Source organism: Flavobacterium sp. HBTb2-11-1 (assembly GCF_009826975.1).
Taxonomy (GTDB): domain Bacteria; phylum Bacteroidota; class Bacteroidia; order Flavobacteriales; family Flavobacteriaceae; genus Flavobacterium.
Genome location: NZ_WUMO01000005.1, coordinates 459726 through 475663 on the forward strand (window position 1 = coordinate 459726; position 15938 = coordinate 475663).

16 protein-coding genes are annotated in these 15938 nt (G+C 33.0%); 9 read left to right on the forward strand and 7 right to left on the reverse strand.

Annotated elements, in window-relative coordinates; translation table 11 throughout:
* Window positions 1-68: 68 nt before the first annotated feature.
* Window positions 69-1034, reverse strand: a complete 966-nt coding sequence (locus tag GR162_RS13760; RefSeq protein WP_008463096.1) for a Gfo/Idh/MocA family protein — start codon at window positions 1032-1034, stop codon at window positions 69-71.
* Between the two features lie 276 nt (window positions 1035-1310).
* Here GR162_RS13760 and GR162_RS13765 point away from each other — a divergent pair, with 276 nt between their 5' ends.
* Complete coding sequence (locus GR162_RS13765) at window positions 1311-1952, forward strand: protein-L-isoaspartate(D-aspartate) O-methyltransferase (RefSeq protein ID WP_008463097.1); 642 nt, start codon at window positions 1311-1313, stop codon at window positions 1950-1952.
* A gap of 28 nt (window positions 1953-1980) precedes the next feature.
* Here the strand turns inward: GR162_RS13765 and GR162_RS13770 are convergent, their stop codons facing one another.
* The 3 genes from GR162_RS13770 to smpB all read right to left on the reverse strand — a co-directional run bounded on the left by GR162_RS13770 (window position 1981) and on the right by smpB (window position 4284).
* Window positions 1981-3030 (reverse strand): Fic family protein, encoded by a 1050-nt coding sequence (locus GR162_RS13770; RefSeq protein ID WP_008463099.1) that lies wholly within the window; start codon window positions 3028-3030, stop codon window positions 1981-1983.
* A gap of 82 nt (window positions 3031-3112) precedes the next feature.
* Window positions 3113-3748 (reverse strand): hypothetical protein, encoded by a 636-nt coding sequence (locus tag GR162_RS13775; RefSeq protein WP_008463101.1) that lies wholly within the window; start codon window positions 3746-3748, stop codon window positions 3113-3115.
* Window positions 3749-3828: 80 nt separating this feature from the next.
* Complete coding sequence (gene smpB, locus GR162_RS13780) at window positions 3829-4284, reverse strand: SsrA-binding protein SmpB (protein WP_008463103.1); 456 nt, start codon at window positions 4282-4284, stop codon at window positions 3829-3831.
* 136 nt (window positions 4285-4420) lie between these two features.
* Here smpB and GR162_RS13785 point away from each other — a divergent pair, with 136 nt between their 5' ends.
* Window positions 4421-5059, forward strand: a complete 639-nt coding sequence (locus tag GR162_RS13785; protein ID WP_008463105.1) for an outer membrane beta-barrel protein — start codon at window positions 4421-4423, stop codon at window positions 5057-5059.
* A 107-nt stretch (window positions 5060-5166) separates the two neighbouring features.
* Complete coding sequence (locus GR162_RS13790) at window positions 5167-5391, forward strand: VF530 family DNA-binding protein (protein WP_066035006.1); 225 nt, start codon at window positions 5167-5169, stop codon at window positions 5389-5391.
* A gap of 3 nt (window positions 5392-5394) precedes the next feature.
* Here the strand turns inward: GR162_RS13790 and GR162_RS13795 are convergent, their stop codons facing one another.
* The 3 genes from GR162_RS13795 to GR162_RS13805 form a co-directional block, all read right to left on the reverse strand.
* Window positions 5395-5949 carry a DUF3575 domain-containing protein gene (locus GR162_RS13795; protein WP_160782642.1) on the reverse strand — a complete coding sequence of 185 codons (555 nt, stop codon included), beginning with the start codon at window positions 5947-5949 and terminating at the stop codon, window positions 5395-5397.
* 107 nt (window positions 5950-6056) lie between these two features.
* Window positions 6057-6605, reverse strand: coding sequence for a GNAT family N-acetyltransferase (locus tag GR162_RS13800; protein WP_160782643.1), 549 nt, complete (start codon window positions 6603-6605; stop codon window positions 6057-6059).
* Between the two features lie 8 nt (window positions 6606-6613).
* The gene (locus GR162_RS13805; RefSeq protein ID WP_160782644.1) at window positions 6614-7465 is read right to left on the reverse strand and encodes an aldose 1-epimerase family protein; all 852 of its coding nucleotides are present in this window, start codon (window positions 7463-7465) and stop codon (window positions 6614-6616) included.
* Window positions 7466-7651: 186 nt separating this feature from the next.
* Here GR162_RS13805 and GR162_RS13810 point away from each other — a divergent pair, with 186 nt between their 5' ends.
* The 6 genes from GR162_RS13810 to GR162_RS13835 all read left to right on the forward strand — a co-directional run bounded on the left by GR162_RS13810 (window position 7652) and on the right by GR162_RS13835 (window position 15881).
* A complete protein-coding gene (locus GR162_RS13810) occupies window positions 7652-9919 on the forward strand; it encodes a M1 family metallopeptidase (protein WP_160782645.1) in 2268 nt (755 codons plus the stop codon).
* Between the two features lie 586 nt (window positions 9920-10505).
* Window positions 10506-11153 carry a GNAT family N-acetyltransferase gene (locus GR162_RS13815; protein ID WP_066035002.1) on the forward strand — a complete coding sequence of 216 codons (648 nt, stop codon included), beginning with the start codon at window positions 10506-10508 and terminating at the stop codon, window positions 11151-11153.
* 55 nt (window positions 11154-11208) lie between these two features.
* Window positions 11209-12402, forward strand: coding sequence for an argininosuccinate synthase (locus GR162_RS13820; RefSeq protein ID WP_066035001.1), 1194 nt, complete (start codon window positions 11209-11211; stop codon window positions 12400-12402).
* Complete coding sequence (gene argC / locus GR162_RS13825) at window positions 12395-13372, forward strand: N-acetyl-gamma-glutamyl-phosphate reductase (protein WP_160782646.1); 978 nt, start codon at window positions 12395-12397, stop codon at window positions 13370-13372. The genes GR162_RS13820 and argC overlap by 8 nt, the downstream gene beginning before the upstream one ends.
* A gap of 90 nt (window positions 13373-13462) precedes the next feature.
* A complete protein-coding gene (locus GR162_RS13830; protein ID WP_160782647.1) occupies window positions 13463-14602 on the forward strand; it encodes an aspartate aminotransferase family protein in 1140 nt (379 codons plus the stop codon).
* Window positions 14603-14687: 85 nt separating this feature from the next.
* Window positions 14688-15881: a glutamate-5-semialdehyde dehydrogenase gene (locus GR162_RS13835; protein ID WP_160782648.1), complete on the forward strand. Its 1194-nt coding sequence runs from the start codon at window positions 14688-14690 to the stop codon at window positions 15879-15881.
* Window positions 15882-15938 lie beyond the last annotated feature (57 nt).

Below are 15938 nucleotides of genomic sequence, written 5' to 3' on the forward strand. Positions count from 1 at the left end.
TTATGATTTAGCCACGAATTCACCAAATAATTCGTGAATTCGTGGCTAATTTATTTTTTTAAATTTTATTATTTTTTGAAACAATCAATAATTTGATAAGCCACGCGTAATGCATCAGTTGCCTGCTCAAGTGTTACAACTGGAGTTGTATCGTTATTGATAGCATCTGCAAACGAATTTAACTCATCTAAGATGGCGTTGTTTTGCTCTACATCAGGATTTGTGAAATAGATTTGTTTTTTTACACCTTCAGCATTTTGAAGAATCATATCAAAATCTCCAGGAACTTCTGGTGCATCTTTCATACGAACCACTTCACATTTTTTCTCTAAAAAGTCAACAGAAATGTAGGCATCTTTTTGAAAGAAACGTGACTTACGCATGTTTTTCATTGAAATTCTGCTGGCTGTTAAATTAGCAACACATCCGTTTTCAAATTCAATTCTGGCGTTGGCAATATCCGGAGTTTCGCTGATAACCGAAACACCACTTGCATTGATGCTTTTAACTTTAGATTTTACAACACTTAAAATAGCGTCGATATCGTGAATCATTAAATCCAAAACTACAGGAACATCTGTACCGCGAGGATTAAACTCTGCTAAACGATGCGTTTCTATAAACATCGGATTTTCGATCATTTCCTTAGTAGCGATAAAAGCTGGATTAAAGCGCTCTACGTGACCTACTTGTCCTTTTACGTTATGCTCTTTGGCCAAAGCAATAATTTCTTCAGCTTCTTCAACGGTATTGGCAATTGGTTTTTCGATAAAGATATGTTTTCCTGATTTTATGGCAACTTTTGCACATTTGTAGTGCGAAAGTGTTGGAGTTACAATATCAATCACGTCGACAGCGTGAATGAGTTTGGCAATTGTGCTGAAATTTTTATAGCCAAATTCTTTTGAGATTTTTTCGGCATTTTCTTGATTTTCGTCGTAAAATCCAACTAATTCGTATTTGTCAGATTGTTGTAATAAGCGTAAATGTATTTTACCAAGATGACCAGCACCTAAAACTCCTACTTTTAACATGAGAATGTATTTTAAACAAAAATATAATTTATTTGTTTAACGTGAAAATGAATTTAACGAATTGTGAATTGTGAAATGTAAGTTGTGAATTGTGAGTTGTAAAAATTTAAATGCGAGTTTCTAATTATATCATTCGGCTTTTCACATTTCACATTTCACTTTTGACTTTATGACTTTCGACTTTATGACTTTCGACTGTATTAATTTATTATTTAAAAATCAATATTTGAAATCCTGTTTTGTTTCTTATTTTTGCGAAAATAAAACCTACCTATTTTGAAAGACACTGCCAAACATCAAGGACTTCGTAATCAATTAGTAACCACTTTAGAGCAAAAAGGAATTACTGATAGAGCGGTTCTAGATGCGATAAAAAAAATCCCGAGACACCTTTTTTTGAATTCCAGTTTTGAAGATTTCGCTTATCAGGATAAAGCTTTTCCTATTGGTGCGGGACAGACCATTTCTCAGCCTTATACGGTGGCTTTTCAGTCACAATTGCTCGAAGTTAAAAAGGATCACAAAGTTTTAGAAATAGGAACAGGCTCTGGCTATCAGACTGCTGTTTTGTTTGCTTTAGGTGCAAAAGTATATACGGTTGAGAGACAAAGCGAATTATTTAAAACTACGTCTAATTTATTTCCTAAATTAAACATTCGTCCAAAACACGTTACTTTTGGTGATGGTTATAAAGGATTGCCAAATTTTGCGCCTTTTGACAGTATTATAGTTACAGCAGGCGCACCGTTTATTCCACAGCCATTAATGGCACAATTAAAAATAGGAGGAAGACTTGTTATTCCGTTAGGAGAAGATGTTCAGATTATGACTTTATTAATCAGGAAAAACGAAACGCAATTTGAAAAACATGAATTTGGAGAGTTTCGATTTGTTCCTTTATTAGAAGATAAAAATTAATGAGAAAGCCCGTTTTGAACGGGCTTTTTTATTGTGTAAGAATTGAAATATATCTTTCCAGACATTCTTTTTCTTTTTGAGCTATAAACAGAAAAAAATCTTCTTTGTTTTTTTGGGTTTGAGCAATTTCTAAAGACTGGTGATATTGCATTCTTGTTTCATAATCTCCTTTAATATTGGCTATTGGATAACCTTTTTGCATCAGAATTAAATTCATTATTAATCTTGAAGTTCTTCCGTTTCCATCAATAAAAGGATGAATTGTAGCTAATCGTTCATGCATTTCAGCAGCAAGAATAATGGGGTGTAATTTATTTTTATTGATTTCATACCAAACAAAATATTCTTCCATTTCCTGTGGAATCATTAAAGGTTGTGGAGGCATGTGACTACTTCCCTGAATCATAACTTGAACTTTTCTATAGCGTCCTGCATCTTCTGGAATAATTCCGCGTAAAATTAGATTATGAATAGATAAAAGATCACGTTCGTTTAAAGAATTGTTTTTATTCATTAAATCTTTAATAAAGCCAATTGCTTCCTGATGATTTATAGCTTCAAGATGTTCCCGCATGCTTTTTCCAGAAATTGTCAAACCTTCATTGATGACCATATCTGTTTCACGAAGTGTCATTGTATTTCCTTCAATTCGATTGCTTTCAAAAGTATATTCCAATTCTAAAGCTTGTTTTATTTTAAAGCTGTCATACTGGCGGTAAGAACCTAGTTTTTCTTTTAAGGCATCAATTTCTTTTAAGATTTTTTCTAAAGAAGTAGATAATTTAAGATTTGAAACCGTTTTATTGTATTTGATTTCGTCTTCAGCAACTTTTAATGCTTTTAAGGCAAGTTCGTCATCCCCAATTTCATTAAGAATCTTTTCTTTAAGCCAAGCAATCATTAAAGTTTCATAATCAATTTCTAAAAGTTGAGAAAGTTTAATAATTTGATCTTTGGTTGGTTTTCGTGTTCCTGATTCAAATTTACTAATCAACGCTTGATCAATTCCTGCAAGATGAGCCAATTCACGCGTTTTTAATCCTTTCTGTTCTCTGGCGTTTTTTAATAAAGATTTCATTTAATGAAAATTTTAGTCTTGACAAATTTAGTCAATTTTAGATCAAAAGAAAAGCGATGTTTATACACCGCTTTTTCTATAATTATTTTGGAGGCAGAGAGCCGTCTTTTCTCATTTCTTTCACTACAGCTTGCATAATGGCGTCAACCGTCTGGCCTAAATCTGTAACATATTGAGATTCTGTAGTTCCTGTCCAGATTAATTTGTTTTGTTTTAAAGAAAAAACATTGGTTTCTACCATATAAGAAGTGGTCTCCTGATAATAACCTGGATCATAAAAGTTAGGAGAATACATTCCGTACCAGTTTCCAAAACCATATCCATACATTCCGGTGTACATTCCGTCAAAACCTCCGTAATACATTCCTGTATAAGTGCCTGGAACATAATTAACTTCTTTTTCTTTGCTAACTAATCGCATACTGATTACTCCATCAAAGTTTTCATCTTGCAAAACCTTTAGCTTTTGTTCTTGCGTTAATTGAGAAGTTGCGTTTAAATATTGATACGAAGTTTTGAATATCGGATTGGCCGCTGCAATTCTGTTTTCTGTAATTCGTCTTGAAGCTTCGTCTTTGACTAAAGCTACAACCAAAACTTTTTTAAATTGTTCCTGAGTTATAGTTACATCAGGATCTCTCCAGCTGTTTACAATTGAAGTATTACTGCCACAACTTGAAAACACAATAGCGAAAAACAAAACTAAATACTTTTTCATATTTTACTGTTAAATTATTTGTAATAAAAATAACAATAAAATATTATAAATATGTCATTAAGAGGAAATTAAATTTGCTATTAGTTGTAAGCTTTTTTAATTCTGTCCAAATCTCTTTTTGTGTCTTGTTCTTTTAGAGATTCACGTTTGTCATAGTTTTTCTTTCCCTTACACAACCCGATCTGAAGTTTTGCTAAACCTTTTTCGTTGGTAAATAGCTTTAAAGGTATAATGGTTAAACCTTTTGCCTGAACATTTTTATGAAGTGTTTTTAATTCTTTTTTGTTTAAAAGTAGTTTTCTTTCGCTTCTTGATTTATGGTTGAATTGGTTTCCAAAAGAATACTCTTCAATATAAGTGTTAATGGCGAAAAGTTCCATGCCGCTAAACTCGCAGAAACTTTCGGTAATATTGGCTTTTCCTAAGCGGATAGATTTGATTTCTGTTCCTGCCAAAACAATTCCAGCAGTATAAGTATCGATTATTTCGTAATCGAATCGGGCTCTCTTGTTAAGTATATTGACTGATTTTATCATAGCTGCAAATGTAAGACAAAATTGAAAAATGTTGCAGTTAAAGATAATTAAAGTTTTCTTTTAATATATGATTTAAATCAGTCTTAAGCAGAAACCTTACTCATAAGTTTGTCCTGTAATTAAAAACAAAATAAAAATGAAAAAGATTGTTACCTTAGTGAGTATCGTATTAATCAGTTTAACTGCTAAAGCTCAAGATTCGTCTCAAGGATTAAAAGGGGCTTGGTTTGCCACTTCTCAATTTGGTTATCAGCAGACTAAAAATGAAGGCAATAAAAATACAAATTTATCTGTAATTCCAGTTGTAGGTACATTTGTTACTCCATCGGTTGCTGTTGGAGCGGGTGTAGGGTATATTAATATCAAAGCCGATACAGATGCAGGAACAGCAGCTAAAACAGATTTAATTGTTGTTCAGCCTTTAATTAGAAAATACTGGAATGTAGCTGGTTCGTTATACTTCTTCGGACAAGCAGCAATTCCAGTTATTACAGGTAAAGAAAAAGAGAGTGAGTTGAAAGTTAATCAGGTAGGGCTTTCAGTATCGGGAGGTTTAGATTATTTTGTTACTAAAAACTTCTCTGTAGAGTTCTCTTACGATTTGGCCAATTTTACTTCTACAACACTTAAAGCGAAGGATGGAGAAAAAACAACAGTTACCAATTTTGGTTTGGCACACGTTGCCAATGTAGATCCATTTTACAATACAGCATTAGCAGGAAGTAATCCAAACTTGACTTCTCCTGTTTCTGTCGGATTTAAATTCATATTCTAATTTATTCTTTATTTGATTAATGTAAAATTCTATTTAGTAATTTTGCGAAAAAGGAAGACCGTACTTTTTTGAAGTACGGTCTTTTAATATTGTTTAAAAAGTATAAGATGCAAAATCAATCCAAAGACCCCTTACATGGGATTACACTTCAAAAAATTGTTGAAACTTTAGTAGATTATTATGGGTTTGATACTTTGGGTGAATTAATTCCAATTAAATGTTTTAATTCAAATCCAAGTGTAAAATCAAGTCTTACTTTCTTAAGAAAAACAGATTGGGCTCGTAAAAAAGTAGAGGATCTTTATATTAAAACGCTTCCTAAATTAAGCTGATTTTTATAATTTATACGAAATCATAACACCACCACGGTAAGGTAGCCATTCGCCGCTTTTATTCCAGTGAATTGCTTTTTCATATCTTCCAGGAGTTCCGTCGTTATAATATCCATGATAAAATCCTTGGTGCCATCCGCCACCTACAAAAAAGTCAAGTAAAAATTTATCGCTTAATTTGAGATTGTAACCAACTGTAGCCCCAATTCTATAACCGAAACCATCTTCGTAACGGTTGCTGTTCCAATAATTCCATTTTTGTATTTCGTATTTATCAGCGCCTATATGAGCTCCTGCATAAAAACCACTGTATTTTTCTTTAAAATGGTAACGGATTTCTGGAGTAACCGTGACAAATTTCATTGGGTTATTTCCATTAAAAGATTCCCAAAAAGAAGCCATTACATCAGCACTAAACGTAGTCTTTTCTCCAATACTCGTTTCAATCCCAATATTTGGAACTAATAATAAGGCAGTTGCTCCATTAAATTTTACAAAAGTCTGACTTTGCATTTGCACACAAAACAAAAGAACAATTAAGGCGGATATCTTTTTCATATATTTTTGGGAATTCAAAACAGCCTTTTAGCTGATTTCGAGCGCAAATATAGCAGATAATGCTTGAGAACTATTAATTATAAGATTATTTTAACAAGTATAAAACTTTACTTTTCTAATAATGAATAAATTACTTTGTCTAAAAATTTTCCGTCCCAAAATTCTACTTCTCTCAGATGTGCTTCTTTAACAAAACCGCATTTTTGTAATACCTTTTCAGAGGCATAATTTTCGGGATCGATTACAGCTTCTATCGAATGTAGTTTTAGATCTTCAAAACCAAAAGTAATTAATTTCTTTACAGCTTCTGGAATAATTCCTTTTCCATGCTGATCAGGCGAAAGGATATAACCTATTTCAGCTCGGTAATTTTCGGGTTGCATCCGATAATAGCCAATAATCCCAAGTAATTTGGTGTTGCCTTTAAGTCTAATAGCCCAATTTATGCCAACATTAGTTTCAATTTTTTCATCAATAGTTCTGATGTGTTCCAGAGCGTCTTCATGGTTTTTCACTAAAGGTCTTGGGATGTATTTCATAGTCTCAGGATTAGAACGCAAGTCAAAAACTTCTTGTACGTCCTTATCTGTAAGCCTGTCTAAAACTAATCTTTCTGTTTCTATTACTGGAAATGGGGTAAAATTAAAATTTAACATTTTTTACTTTATAATATTGTAATACTAAATTTTGCACTGAAATTTTTGTTTTCTTCTAATGTCAAAATCCCTTCTTTTTTATATAAGTCACCAGTATTCTGATCGGTATCAGAATAGCCAAGCCAAGGTTCAATACAGATAAATGGTGCGTTTTCTTTAGTCCAGATGCCTAAACTTGGAAAATCATTATAGCTAACTCTTATATAAGGTTTTGAATTGTTAAGGATAGTTAAAGATTTTGATTCTAATGTTTTGAAAATTAAAGCATCATTTTTAAAAAGCTTATAATTTAAAGGAACTAAACTGTTTTTTTTCTCCAAAACTTTAGTCTTAGATGAAATCAAATCGTTTTCAAGAAGATAATATTTTAAATTTTCCTCTTTTTCAAATTGAAACGCATAATTTTCAAAGTTATCAGGAAGTGCTATTGCCGGATGCGCTCCAATTGAAAATGGCATTTTTTCTTTTCCATTATTTATGACTCTATATTCAAGTTCAAGTGCATTTTCATTAAGCGTATAAATAAGTTGCAATTCAAATTCAAAAGGATATTTAGCTAATGTTTCTTGAAAAGATTTAAGAGAAAAAACAGCTTTACTTTCAGTTTTTTCGATCAATTCAAAATCCATGTCACGTGCAAAACCATGGCGTGGCAAATGATATTCTTTTTCATTGATTGTATAGGTGTTGTTTTTTAAAGTTCCTACAATCGGAAAAAGTATTGGCGAATGCTTACCCCAAAAATCTGGATTCCCCTCCCATATATATTCATTGTTTTGATTGTCTTTTATAGAAAATAATTCGGCTCCAGCATGTTTAATAGAAGCTTTTAATATAGAATTTGAAATAGTTGTAGTCACAATTGTTGAATCTAAAATGAATGTTCTTTTAATAGATGTAAATATATTTTATAAATTTTAGTTTTTTAAGAAAAAGGCTTAAATTATTTTATTGATAAAATTATGCTAAAATTAAATTTATGTTTTGAAATTTCTCTGTAAATAGCTTTTTTTTTCATTAATTTGCTACATAAACAGCTAAAAAATATGAAAAAGCAATCTGCAAAAGCCATTTTAACCGCGGCTTTATTTTTTGGGATTTCTTCAGTATGGGCGCAGCAAACTCCGTCAGCACCAGCAGCAAATCCAGTGAACAATTACAATTATCATGATGCCTTTGGACCTCATTTTTACACTAAAAATGGTACTTCAACCCGCACTGCTAGTGGTGAACCGGGAGTAGAGTATTGGCAGAATAGAGCCGATTATCAGATTACGGCAAAATTAAATGCAACTACAAACGAGATTGTAGGGACAGATGAAATCACTTATACTAATAATAGTCCAGAAAAATTATCATTTCTTTGGCTGAATTTAGATCAGAATTTATTTAAAGACGATTCTAGAGGAAATGCCGTTGTGCCTTTAACAGGAAGCCGTAACGGAGCTCAAGGACAAGTTTTTGATGGCGGAAATAAAATTAAATCTGTAAAAGTAGTTTCTGGAGGAAAAAACAAAACAGAAGTTGATGTTAAATATGTAGTTACAGATACCAGAATGCAGATTTTTCTTCCTCAAGCATTGGCTGCAAAAGGAGGTTCTGTAAAGGTTAAAATTGAATTCTCATTTATTGCGCCTTTCGAAGGATCAGACAGAATGGGAGTTCTAGAAACAAAAAACGGAAAAATATTTACAATTGCGCAGTGGTACCCACGTATGTGTGTGTACGATGATGTACGAGGTTGGAATACAGCTCCATATTTAGGTGCTTCTGAATTTTATTTAGAGTATGGTGATTTTGATGTAAAACTTACAGTTCCAGGAAATCATTATGTTGTAGCTTCTGGAGAATTGTTAAACGGTCAGGAAGTATTTTCTGCTGAGCAATTAAAAAGATATAAAGATGCTGCAAACAGTGATAAAACGGTGACAATTCGCTCAGAGCAAGAGGTTAATGCAACAGCAAATAGTAACTCAGGAACAGAAAAAACATGGCATTATAAAATTAAAAATGCGCGTGATTTTTCTTGGGCATCGTCTCCAGCTTTCATTTTAGATGGAGCAAAAATTAACCTTCCAAGCGGTAAAAAATCATTGGCATTATCTGCTTATCCTGTTGAAAGTGCAGGCCAAGGCGCTTATGGGCGTTCTACAGAATATGTAAAAGCGTCAATTGAGCATTATTCTAAACAATGGTTTGAATATCCTTACCCAGCAGCAACAAATGTGGCTGGAAATGAAGGTGGTATGGAATACCCAGGAATTGTTTTCTGTGGATGGAAATCTAAAGGACAAGATCTTTGGGGAGTAACAGATCACGAATTTGGGCATATTTGGTTCCCAATGATTGTGGGGTCAAACGAAAGATTATTTGCTTGGATGGATGAAGGATTTAATACATTTATCAATTCTTTAAGTACTGCTGCGTTTAATAATGGAGAATACAAAGAACAGCCAACAGATTTGCATCAAGAAGCAGAATCTTTCACACGCCCAGATTTAGAAACTATCATGAGTTCTCCTGACAATATGAAAGAAGCTAATATTGGTATGTTATGTTATTTTAAACCAAGCGCAGGTCTTATTTTATTAAGGGAACAAGTTTTAGGAAAAGAACGTTTTGATACTGCTTTTAGAACTTATATTGAGCGTTGGGCATATAAACATCCGCAGCCAGACGATTTTTTCAGAACTATGGAAAATGTGGCAGGAGAAGACTTGAGCTGGTTCTGGAGAAGCTGGTATGTAAACAACTGGCGTTTTGACCAAGGTGTTAACTCAGTTAAATATGTGAAAAACGATCCAGCTAAGGGTGCTGTAATCACAGTTGAGAATTTTGATAAAATGCCAATGCCAATTGTGCTAGATGTTAAAACAAAGAGCGGAAAAGTAACAAGAGTTAATTTACCTGTAGAGATTTGGCAAAGAAATAACTCTTGGTCTTTCAAACATAATTCAACTGAAGAAATTGAGAGCATTACTTTAGATCCTGACCATGCTTTCCCAGATAATAATGAGTCAAACAATGTTTGGACAGCGGGAAAAGGTAAAATAGAAAAAGATCTTATTTTAGATCCGTATTTAGGTAATTATGTTACTGCAAAATCTCCTCTGACAATTGAATTAACAGAGAAAAATAGCGTTTTAAATGCAGAACTTCCTAATTATCCAAAATTTGCATTAGAGCCTGTTGCAAACGAAAAAGATACATTCGAATCTGCTAGAGCTGGCTTAAAACTTAAATTTAACGAAGCTAAAAACGGTTTCGATTTGATACTTTCAAACGGTCAAGTAATACCTTTTACTAGAAAGTAATTTAGAATAATAGAGAAAAATTTAAAGCCCGATAGTTATTTTAACTGTCGGGTTTTTCTTTTGTTTTAAGTTTCAGGTTTAGGTTTCAAGTTTAGGTTTCAAGTTTAGGTTTCAAGTTTTTAATTCGTTCAAGTTAAAAGTAAAGCCTTAGAACCTCAGTACCTTAGGATTTTAAAATCTTTAAAAAACAACAAAACGTCAAAAAAATGTTAGAAATTTAATTTTTTGTTTTGTGAATAAAAAAAAGATGTACTTTTGCACCGATGAATAAAATAAGTTTACATATAACTTCTTTGTCACGGACAAACTCACCGATTACTTCTCCCGAAGTACGGACGCTATCTCTATAGTGTTCACTGAGTTTTATAGCCGTATATTTATTCATACCCATTTTTCATTTTGAAATCACATAATTTGTCCATTGGACAAACATATCCTAAAAGTATTTATTATTTTGTAAATTTTCTTAATCAATGTTTTGATTTTGAAGGTGTTACTTCTTTTTTGCTTAATTTTATTGGATTCAATTCTGGATTTCAAACGAATCAATATGCTTTAATTTTTAACTCTAACTTCAATAATTGAAATGAAGATCTCTATTGTTGTAACTCAAGAAGAACATTTTAAGTATGCGCAGGAAATTTGCGATACGATAGAATCGTCTGCCTTATTAAGAGGTACGGGGATTGCTAAAAGAACTCCTGAGTACATTCAGAAAAAAATGGCAAATGGTGATGCAATGATTGCTTTGGCAGACGGAAAATTTGCAGGTTTTTGTTATATAGAAAGCTGGCAGCACGGAAAATTCGTTGCGCATTCTGGATTAATTGTACATCCAGATTATAGAAGTCATGGTTTGGCCAAAAAGATAAAATCAAAAGTTTTTGAATATTCTTTGAAGAGATTCCCAGATGCTAAAATATTTGGAATTACGACTGGTTTGGCTGTAATGAAAATTAACTCTGAATTAGGCTATAAACCAGTTCCTTTCTCAGAATTGACAACAGATCCGAGTTTCTGGGCGGGTTGTAAAACATGTACAAATTATCACATTTTGCAAAGCAAAGAAAATAAAATGTGCCTTTGTACGGGAATGTTATATGACCCAAAAGAAAAACAAAAAACACCGCCAAGACATCCTTTTAATGAGGCTGTTTTAAACAGACTTAGAAAAATAAAACAAGCTTTATTCTTAAACAAAATCTTGTCATTTATTTTTTTATTCAAAATTTAATTAAAAAGAAATCTCAAACTGCTATATACGAAAGTATTAGCCTAAATTATATAAAATGAAAAAAGTAGTATTAGCTTATAGCGGAGGATTAGATACTTCGTATTGTTTGAAATATTTAAAAAACGAAAAAGGTTATGAAGTTCATACCGTTCTTGTTGATACAGGAGGATTTAGTGCAGAAGAATTATCAGCAATAGAAAAAAGAGCTTACGAGTTAGGAAGTGCGCAACACGCCAACTTAACCATTTTAGATAAATATTACGATAAAGCTATCAAATACCTAATTTTCGGAAATGTTTTAAAAAACAATACTTACCCGTTATCAGTTAGTGCAGAACGTGTTTTTCAAGCAATTGAAGCTATAAAATATGCTAAAAAAGTGGGAGCAACTGCTATCGCCCACGGAAGTACTGGTGCAGGAAACGATCAAATTCGTTTCGATTTGATTTTCCAGACTATTGCTCCAGAAATCGAAATCATTACTCCAATTAGAGATTTAAAATTGTCAAGACAAGAAGAAGTGGAATATCTTCAAAAAAATGGTGTAAGCTATTCTTGGGAAAAAGCACAATATTCTATCAATAAAGGACTTTGGGGAACAAGTGTTGGAGGTAAGGAAACTTTAACTTCTGGTCAACCGTTACCAAGCGAAGCTTATCCATCGCAATTACAAAAAGAAGGAGAAGAGAAAGTAACACTTCATTTTGAGCAAGGAGAATTAGTTGGTTTAAACGGAAAAACGGATAAGCCTTCAAATAATATTGTAGCTCTTGAAAAATTGGCAAGTGCTTACGCAATTGGTAGAGATATTCACGTAGGAGATACCATTATCGGAATTAAAGGAAGAGTTGGTTTTGAAGCTGCAGCTCCGTTAATTATCATCAAAGCGCACCATTTATTAGAGAAACACACTCTAGGAAAATGGCAACAATACTGGAAAGAGCAGTTAGGAAATTGGTATGGGATGTTATTCCACGAAGGTCAATTCTTAGATCCGGTTATGAGAAACATTGAAACTTTCTTGCAAGACACTCAAAAAACAGTAAATGGAACTGTAACCGTTTCATTAAAACCATATCATTTCTCGCTTGACGGAATAGAATCTCCTAACGATTTGATGAACACAGGTTTTGGTCAGTACGGAGAAATGAACAATGCTTGGACATCAGAAGATGCAAAAGGATTTATCAAGATTTTAGGAAATGCACAAAACATATTCTCATCTGTAAACAAATTAGATCATGATTAATGTCGGAATTATTGGTGGTTCGGGTTATACGGCCGGAGAACTCATCAGAATTTTAATGTATCATCCAAAAGTAAACATCGATTTTGTTTACAGTACAACAAATGCTGGAAAGCCACTTTCTGTAGCGCATCACGATTTGATGGGAGATATCGAAATGAATTTCACAGCCGAAATCAATCCGAATGTGAATGTAGTTTTCTTGTGTTTAGGGCACGGAAAATCAATTTCATTTTTGAAAGAAAATCAGTTTGCAAGTCATACTAAGATTATTGATTTAGGAAATGATTTCAGATTGAATAAAGATGCGCATTTTGAAGGAAAAAATTTCGTCTATGGTTTGCCTGAAATCAATAAAGCCGAAATCAAAAAGACAAATTATATTGCCAATCCAGGTTGTTTTGCAACTGCTATTCAGTTGGCTTTATTGCCTTTGGCAAAACATAATTTGTTGAATAACGATGTACATATTAATGCTACAACCGGAAGTACAGGAGCAGGAGTAAGTCTTTCTGAAACTTCTCATTTCAGTTGGAGAAACAACAATATGTCGCATTATAAAGCATTTGAACACCAACATTTAGGTGAAATATCAGAAAGCTTAGTACAATTGCAAGACGATTTTGACAGCGAATTACTTTTTATTCCGAATAGAGGAGATTTTCCGAGAGGAATTTTTGCAACGCTTTACACATTATGTGATGACAGTTTAGAGCAATTAGTTGAAAAATACCAAGAGTTCTATAAAAATGAGCCTTTCGTAACGATTACAACTACTAACATCAATATGAAACAAGTAGTGCAGACGAATAAATGTATTATTAGTTTATTGAAAAAAGGAAACCGGGTTCTCATAACATCAATTATCGATAACTTAACCAAAGGTGCTTCTGGACAAGCAATCCAGAACATGAATTTAATGTTCGGATTAGAAGAAACCACAGGTTTACATTTGAAACCAAGCGGATTTTAATATTATAGTTGATGGTTGTTGGTTTATAGTTTATGGAAATATTGAGCTTAAACTGTCAACCATCAACCAAAAACCAAAAACTAAAAAAAAATGAACTTATTCAACGTTTACCCATTATATGACATCACTCCAGTAAAAGCAGTAGATTGTACAATCATTGACGACAAAGGAGTAGAATATTTAGATTTATACAGCGGACATGGTGTGATTTCTATCGGACACACGCAGCCGGATTATGTAGCAAAACTTAAAAATCAATTAGATCATTTAGGTTTTTATTCGAATGCGATTCAGAATCCTATGCAGGTTGAATTGGCTCAGAAATTAGGAAAGCTCTCAGGATTAGAAGATTATGAATTGTTTTTATGCAGTTCTGGTGCTGAAGCAAACGAAAATGCTTTAAAATTAGCTTCTTTCCATAACGGAAAATCAAGAGTTGTAGCTTTTGATAATTCTTTCCACGGAAGAACTTCTGCAGCCGTTGCGGTTACAGATAATAAAAAGATTGTTGCGCCGATAAATGCACAACACGAAGTAACATTTTTGCCTTTAAACCAAATCGAATTGGTTGAAGCTGAACTAGAAAAAGGAGATGTTTCTTCTGTAATTATTGAAGGAATCCAAGGAGTGGGAGGTTTAGACCAAGGAACAACAGAATTTTTTCAAGCTTTAGAAAAAGTATGTAAAAAACACGATGTGGTTTTAATTTTAGATGAAGTGCAATCAGGATACGGAAGAAGCGGTAAATTCTTCGCGTTTCAACACCACGGAATCAATGCTGATATTATTTCAGTTGCAAAAGGAATGGGGAATGGTTTCCCAGTTGGAGCGATTTTGATTTCTCCAAAATTCGAAGCAAGTTTCGGATTATTAGGAACTACTTTCGGAGGAAGCCACTTGTCTTGTGCAGCAGGAATTGCAGTTTTAGATGTAATTGAAAAGCTTGATTTACAAAAGAATGTAAATGAAGTTTACGAATATTTCTTAGAAAAAATCAAAGAAGTTGAAGGAATCAAACAAGTAAAAGGAAAAGGATTAATGCTTGGAGTTGAATTTGATTTTGATGTGGCAGCATTAAGAAAAAAATTGATCATTGAAAAACACATTTTTACAGGAAGTGCGAACAATAAAAATCTATTAAGAATTTTACCGCCTTTAACTGTGAAAAAAGCAGATATCGATACGTTTGTAAGAGCTTTGAAAGAAAGTTTAGAAGAACTTAAAAACTAAGTTTGCCTATAACTGTTAATTCGTTTAATCGTTTAACTGGTTAATCGATTAAACGAATTGACGATTAACCAATTAAACCAAAAAAATGAAACCATTATCAATTGAAACACGCAATGCGGTTTTGCGGACTATGGCAAAGCTGGTCGAGCAGGATCGGAATGAGATAATCTTAACCAATCAGGAAGATCTTGCTGATTACGACGGCTCAGATTTAGCGATGGAAGAACGCTTAAAAGTAGATGATAAAAAAGTTGATGAAATGATTTTATCATTAAATCAACTAGCATCTCAAGATGATCCCGTTGGTGTTGAGCGTTTTCATTTTACTCATGATAATGGAATTAAAGTGGTCAATAAAACCGCTGCTTTCGGAACGATTTTAATTATTTACGAATCACGTCCTGATGTTACAATTGAAGCAGGCGGAATTGCTTTTAAATCTGGAAATAAGATTTTATTGAAAGGTGGTAAAGAATCTTTAAAATCAAATTTGAAAATCGTAAGTCTTTGGCATAAAGCTTTAGAAGAAAACGGAGTTTCAAAAGACTGGGTAGAATATCTGAATTATAATAGAACAGAAACTCAGGCTTTTCTAGAAAAACCAACTCAAAAAGTTGATTTAATAGTTCCAAGAGGCGGAGAAAAATTAATTGAATTCGTAAAAGCGCACGCCACTTGTCCGGTAATCGTAAGCGGACGCGGTAATAATTTTGTTTATGTTCATGAAAAAGCAGATACTGATTTGGCTTTAAAAGTGATTTTAAATGCTAAAACTGCTAAAATTTCGGCTTGTAATGCACTAGATAAAGTTTTGATCAGTTCTAAGCTTCCAAATTTTGAAGGTTTTGTTGCAATGTTAATCGAAGCTTTAATTGAATCAAAAGTCGAAGTTATTGTCGACAAATCGTTAGAGAATTTCGAGAATACGAAAACCATTCAAAATGAAGATATCTGGTACGAAGAGTTTCTAGATTATAAAATCGTAATCGGAAACATCGATTCTCAAGATCACGCCATCGATATGATTAATAAATACTGCGGAGGACATTCTGCGGCAATTATTACAAGAGATAATGAAGTGGCTCAGCAGTTTATGGAGTCGATAGATGCAGCAGCGGTTTACCAAAATGCATCAACGAGATTCACAGACGGCGGGCAATTCGGACTTGGTGGAGAATTAGCGATAAGCACTGATAAACTGCACCAAAGAGGACCAATTGGTTTACAGCATTTGGTAACCAATAAGTGGTATGTTTACGGAGAAGGACAAATACGTTAGAATTTTAGATTTTAGAGTTCAGATTTTAGATTGATGATTAACGATTTTTGATTTCAG

Bases quoted from the DNA above. Each gene is read 5' to 3' on its own strand.
- GR162_RS13760 (WP_008463096.1), bottom strand. From the start codon at position 1,034: ATGTTAAAAGTAGGAGTTTTAGGTGCTGGTCATCTTGGTAAAATACAT.
- GR162_RS13770 (WP_008463099.1), bottom strand. From the start codon at position 3,030: ATGAAATCTTTATTAAAAAACGCCAGAGAACAGAAAGGATTAAAAACG.
- GR162_RS13775 (WP_008463101.1), bottom strand. From the start codon at position 3,748: ATGAAAAAGTATTTAGTTTTGTTTTTCGCTATTGTGTTTTCAAGTTGT.
- smpB (WP_008463103.1), bottom strand. From the start codon at position 4,284: ATGATAAAATCAGTCAATATACTTAACAAGAGAGCCCGATTCGATTAC.
- GR162_RS13785 (WP_008463105.1), top strand. From the start codon at position 4,421: ATGAAAAAGATTGTTACCTTAGTGAGTATCGTATTAATCAGTTTAACT.
- GR162_RS13790 (WP_066035006.1), top strand. From the start codon at position 5,167: ATGCAAAATCAATCCAAAGACCCCTTACATGGGATTACACTTCAAAAA.
- GR162_RS13795 (WP_160782642.1), bottom strand. From the start codon at position 5,949: ATGAAAAAGATATCCGCCTTAATTGTTCTTTTGTTTTGTGTGCAAATG.
- GR162_RS13800 (WP_160782643.1), bottom strand. From the start codon at position 6,605: ATGTTAAATTTTAATTTTACCCCATTTCCAGTAATAGAAACAGAAAGA.
- GR162_RS13810 (WP_160782645.1), top strand. From the start codon at position 7,652: ATGAAAAAGCAATCTGCAAAAGCCATTTTAACCGCGGCTTTATTTTTT.
- GR162_RS13815 (WP_066035002.1), top strand. From the start codon at position 10,506: ATGAAGATCTCTATTGTTGTAACTCAAGAAGAACATTTTAAGTATGCG.
- GR162_RS13820 (WP_066035001.1), top strand. From the start codon at position 11,209: ATGAAAAAAGTAGTATTAGCTTATAGCGGAGGATTAGATACTTCGTAT.
- argC (WP_160782646.1), top strand. From the start codon at position 12,395: ATGATTAATGTCGGAATTATTGGTGGTTCGGGTTATACGGCCGGAGAA.
- GR162_RS13830 (WP_160782647.1), top strand. From the start codon at position 13,463: ATGAACTTATTCAACGTTTACCCATTATATGACATCACTCCAGTAAAA.
- GR162_RS13835 (WP_160782648.1), top strand. From the start codon at position 14,688: ATGAAACCATTATCAATTGAAACACGCAATGCGGTTTTGCGGACTATG.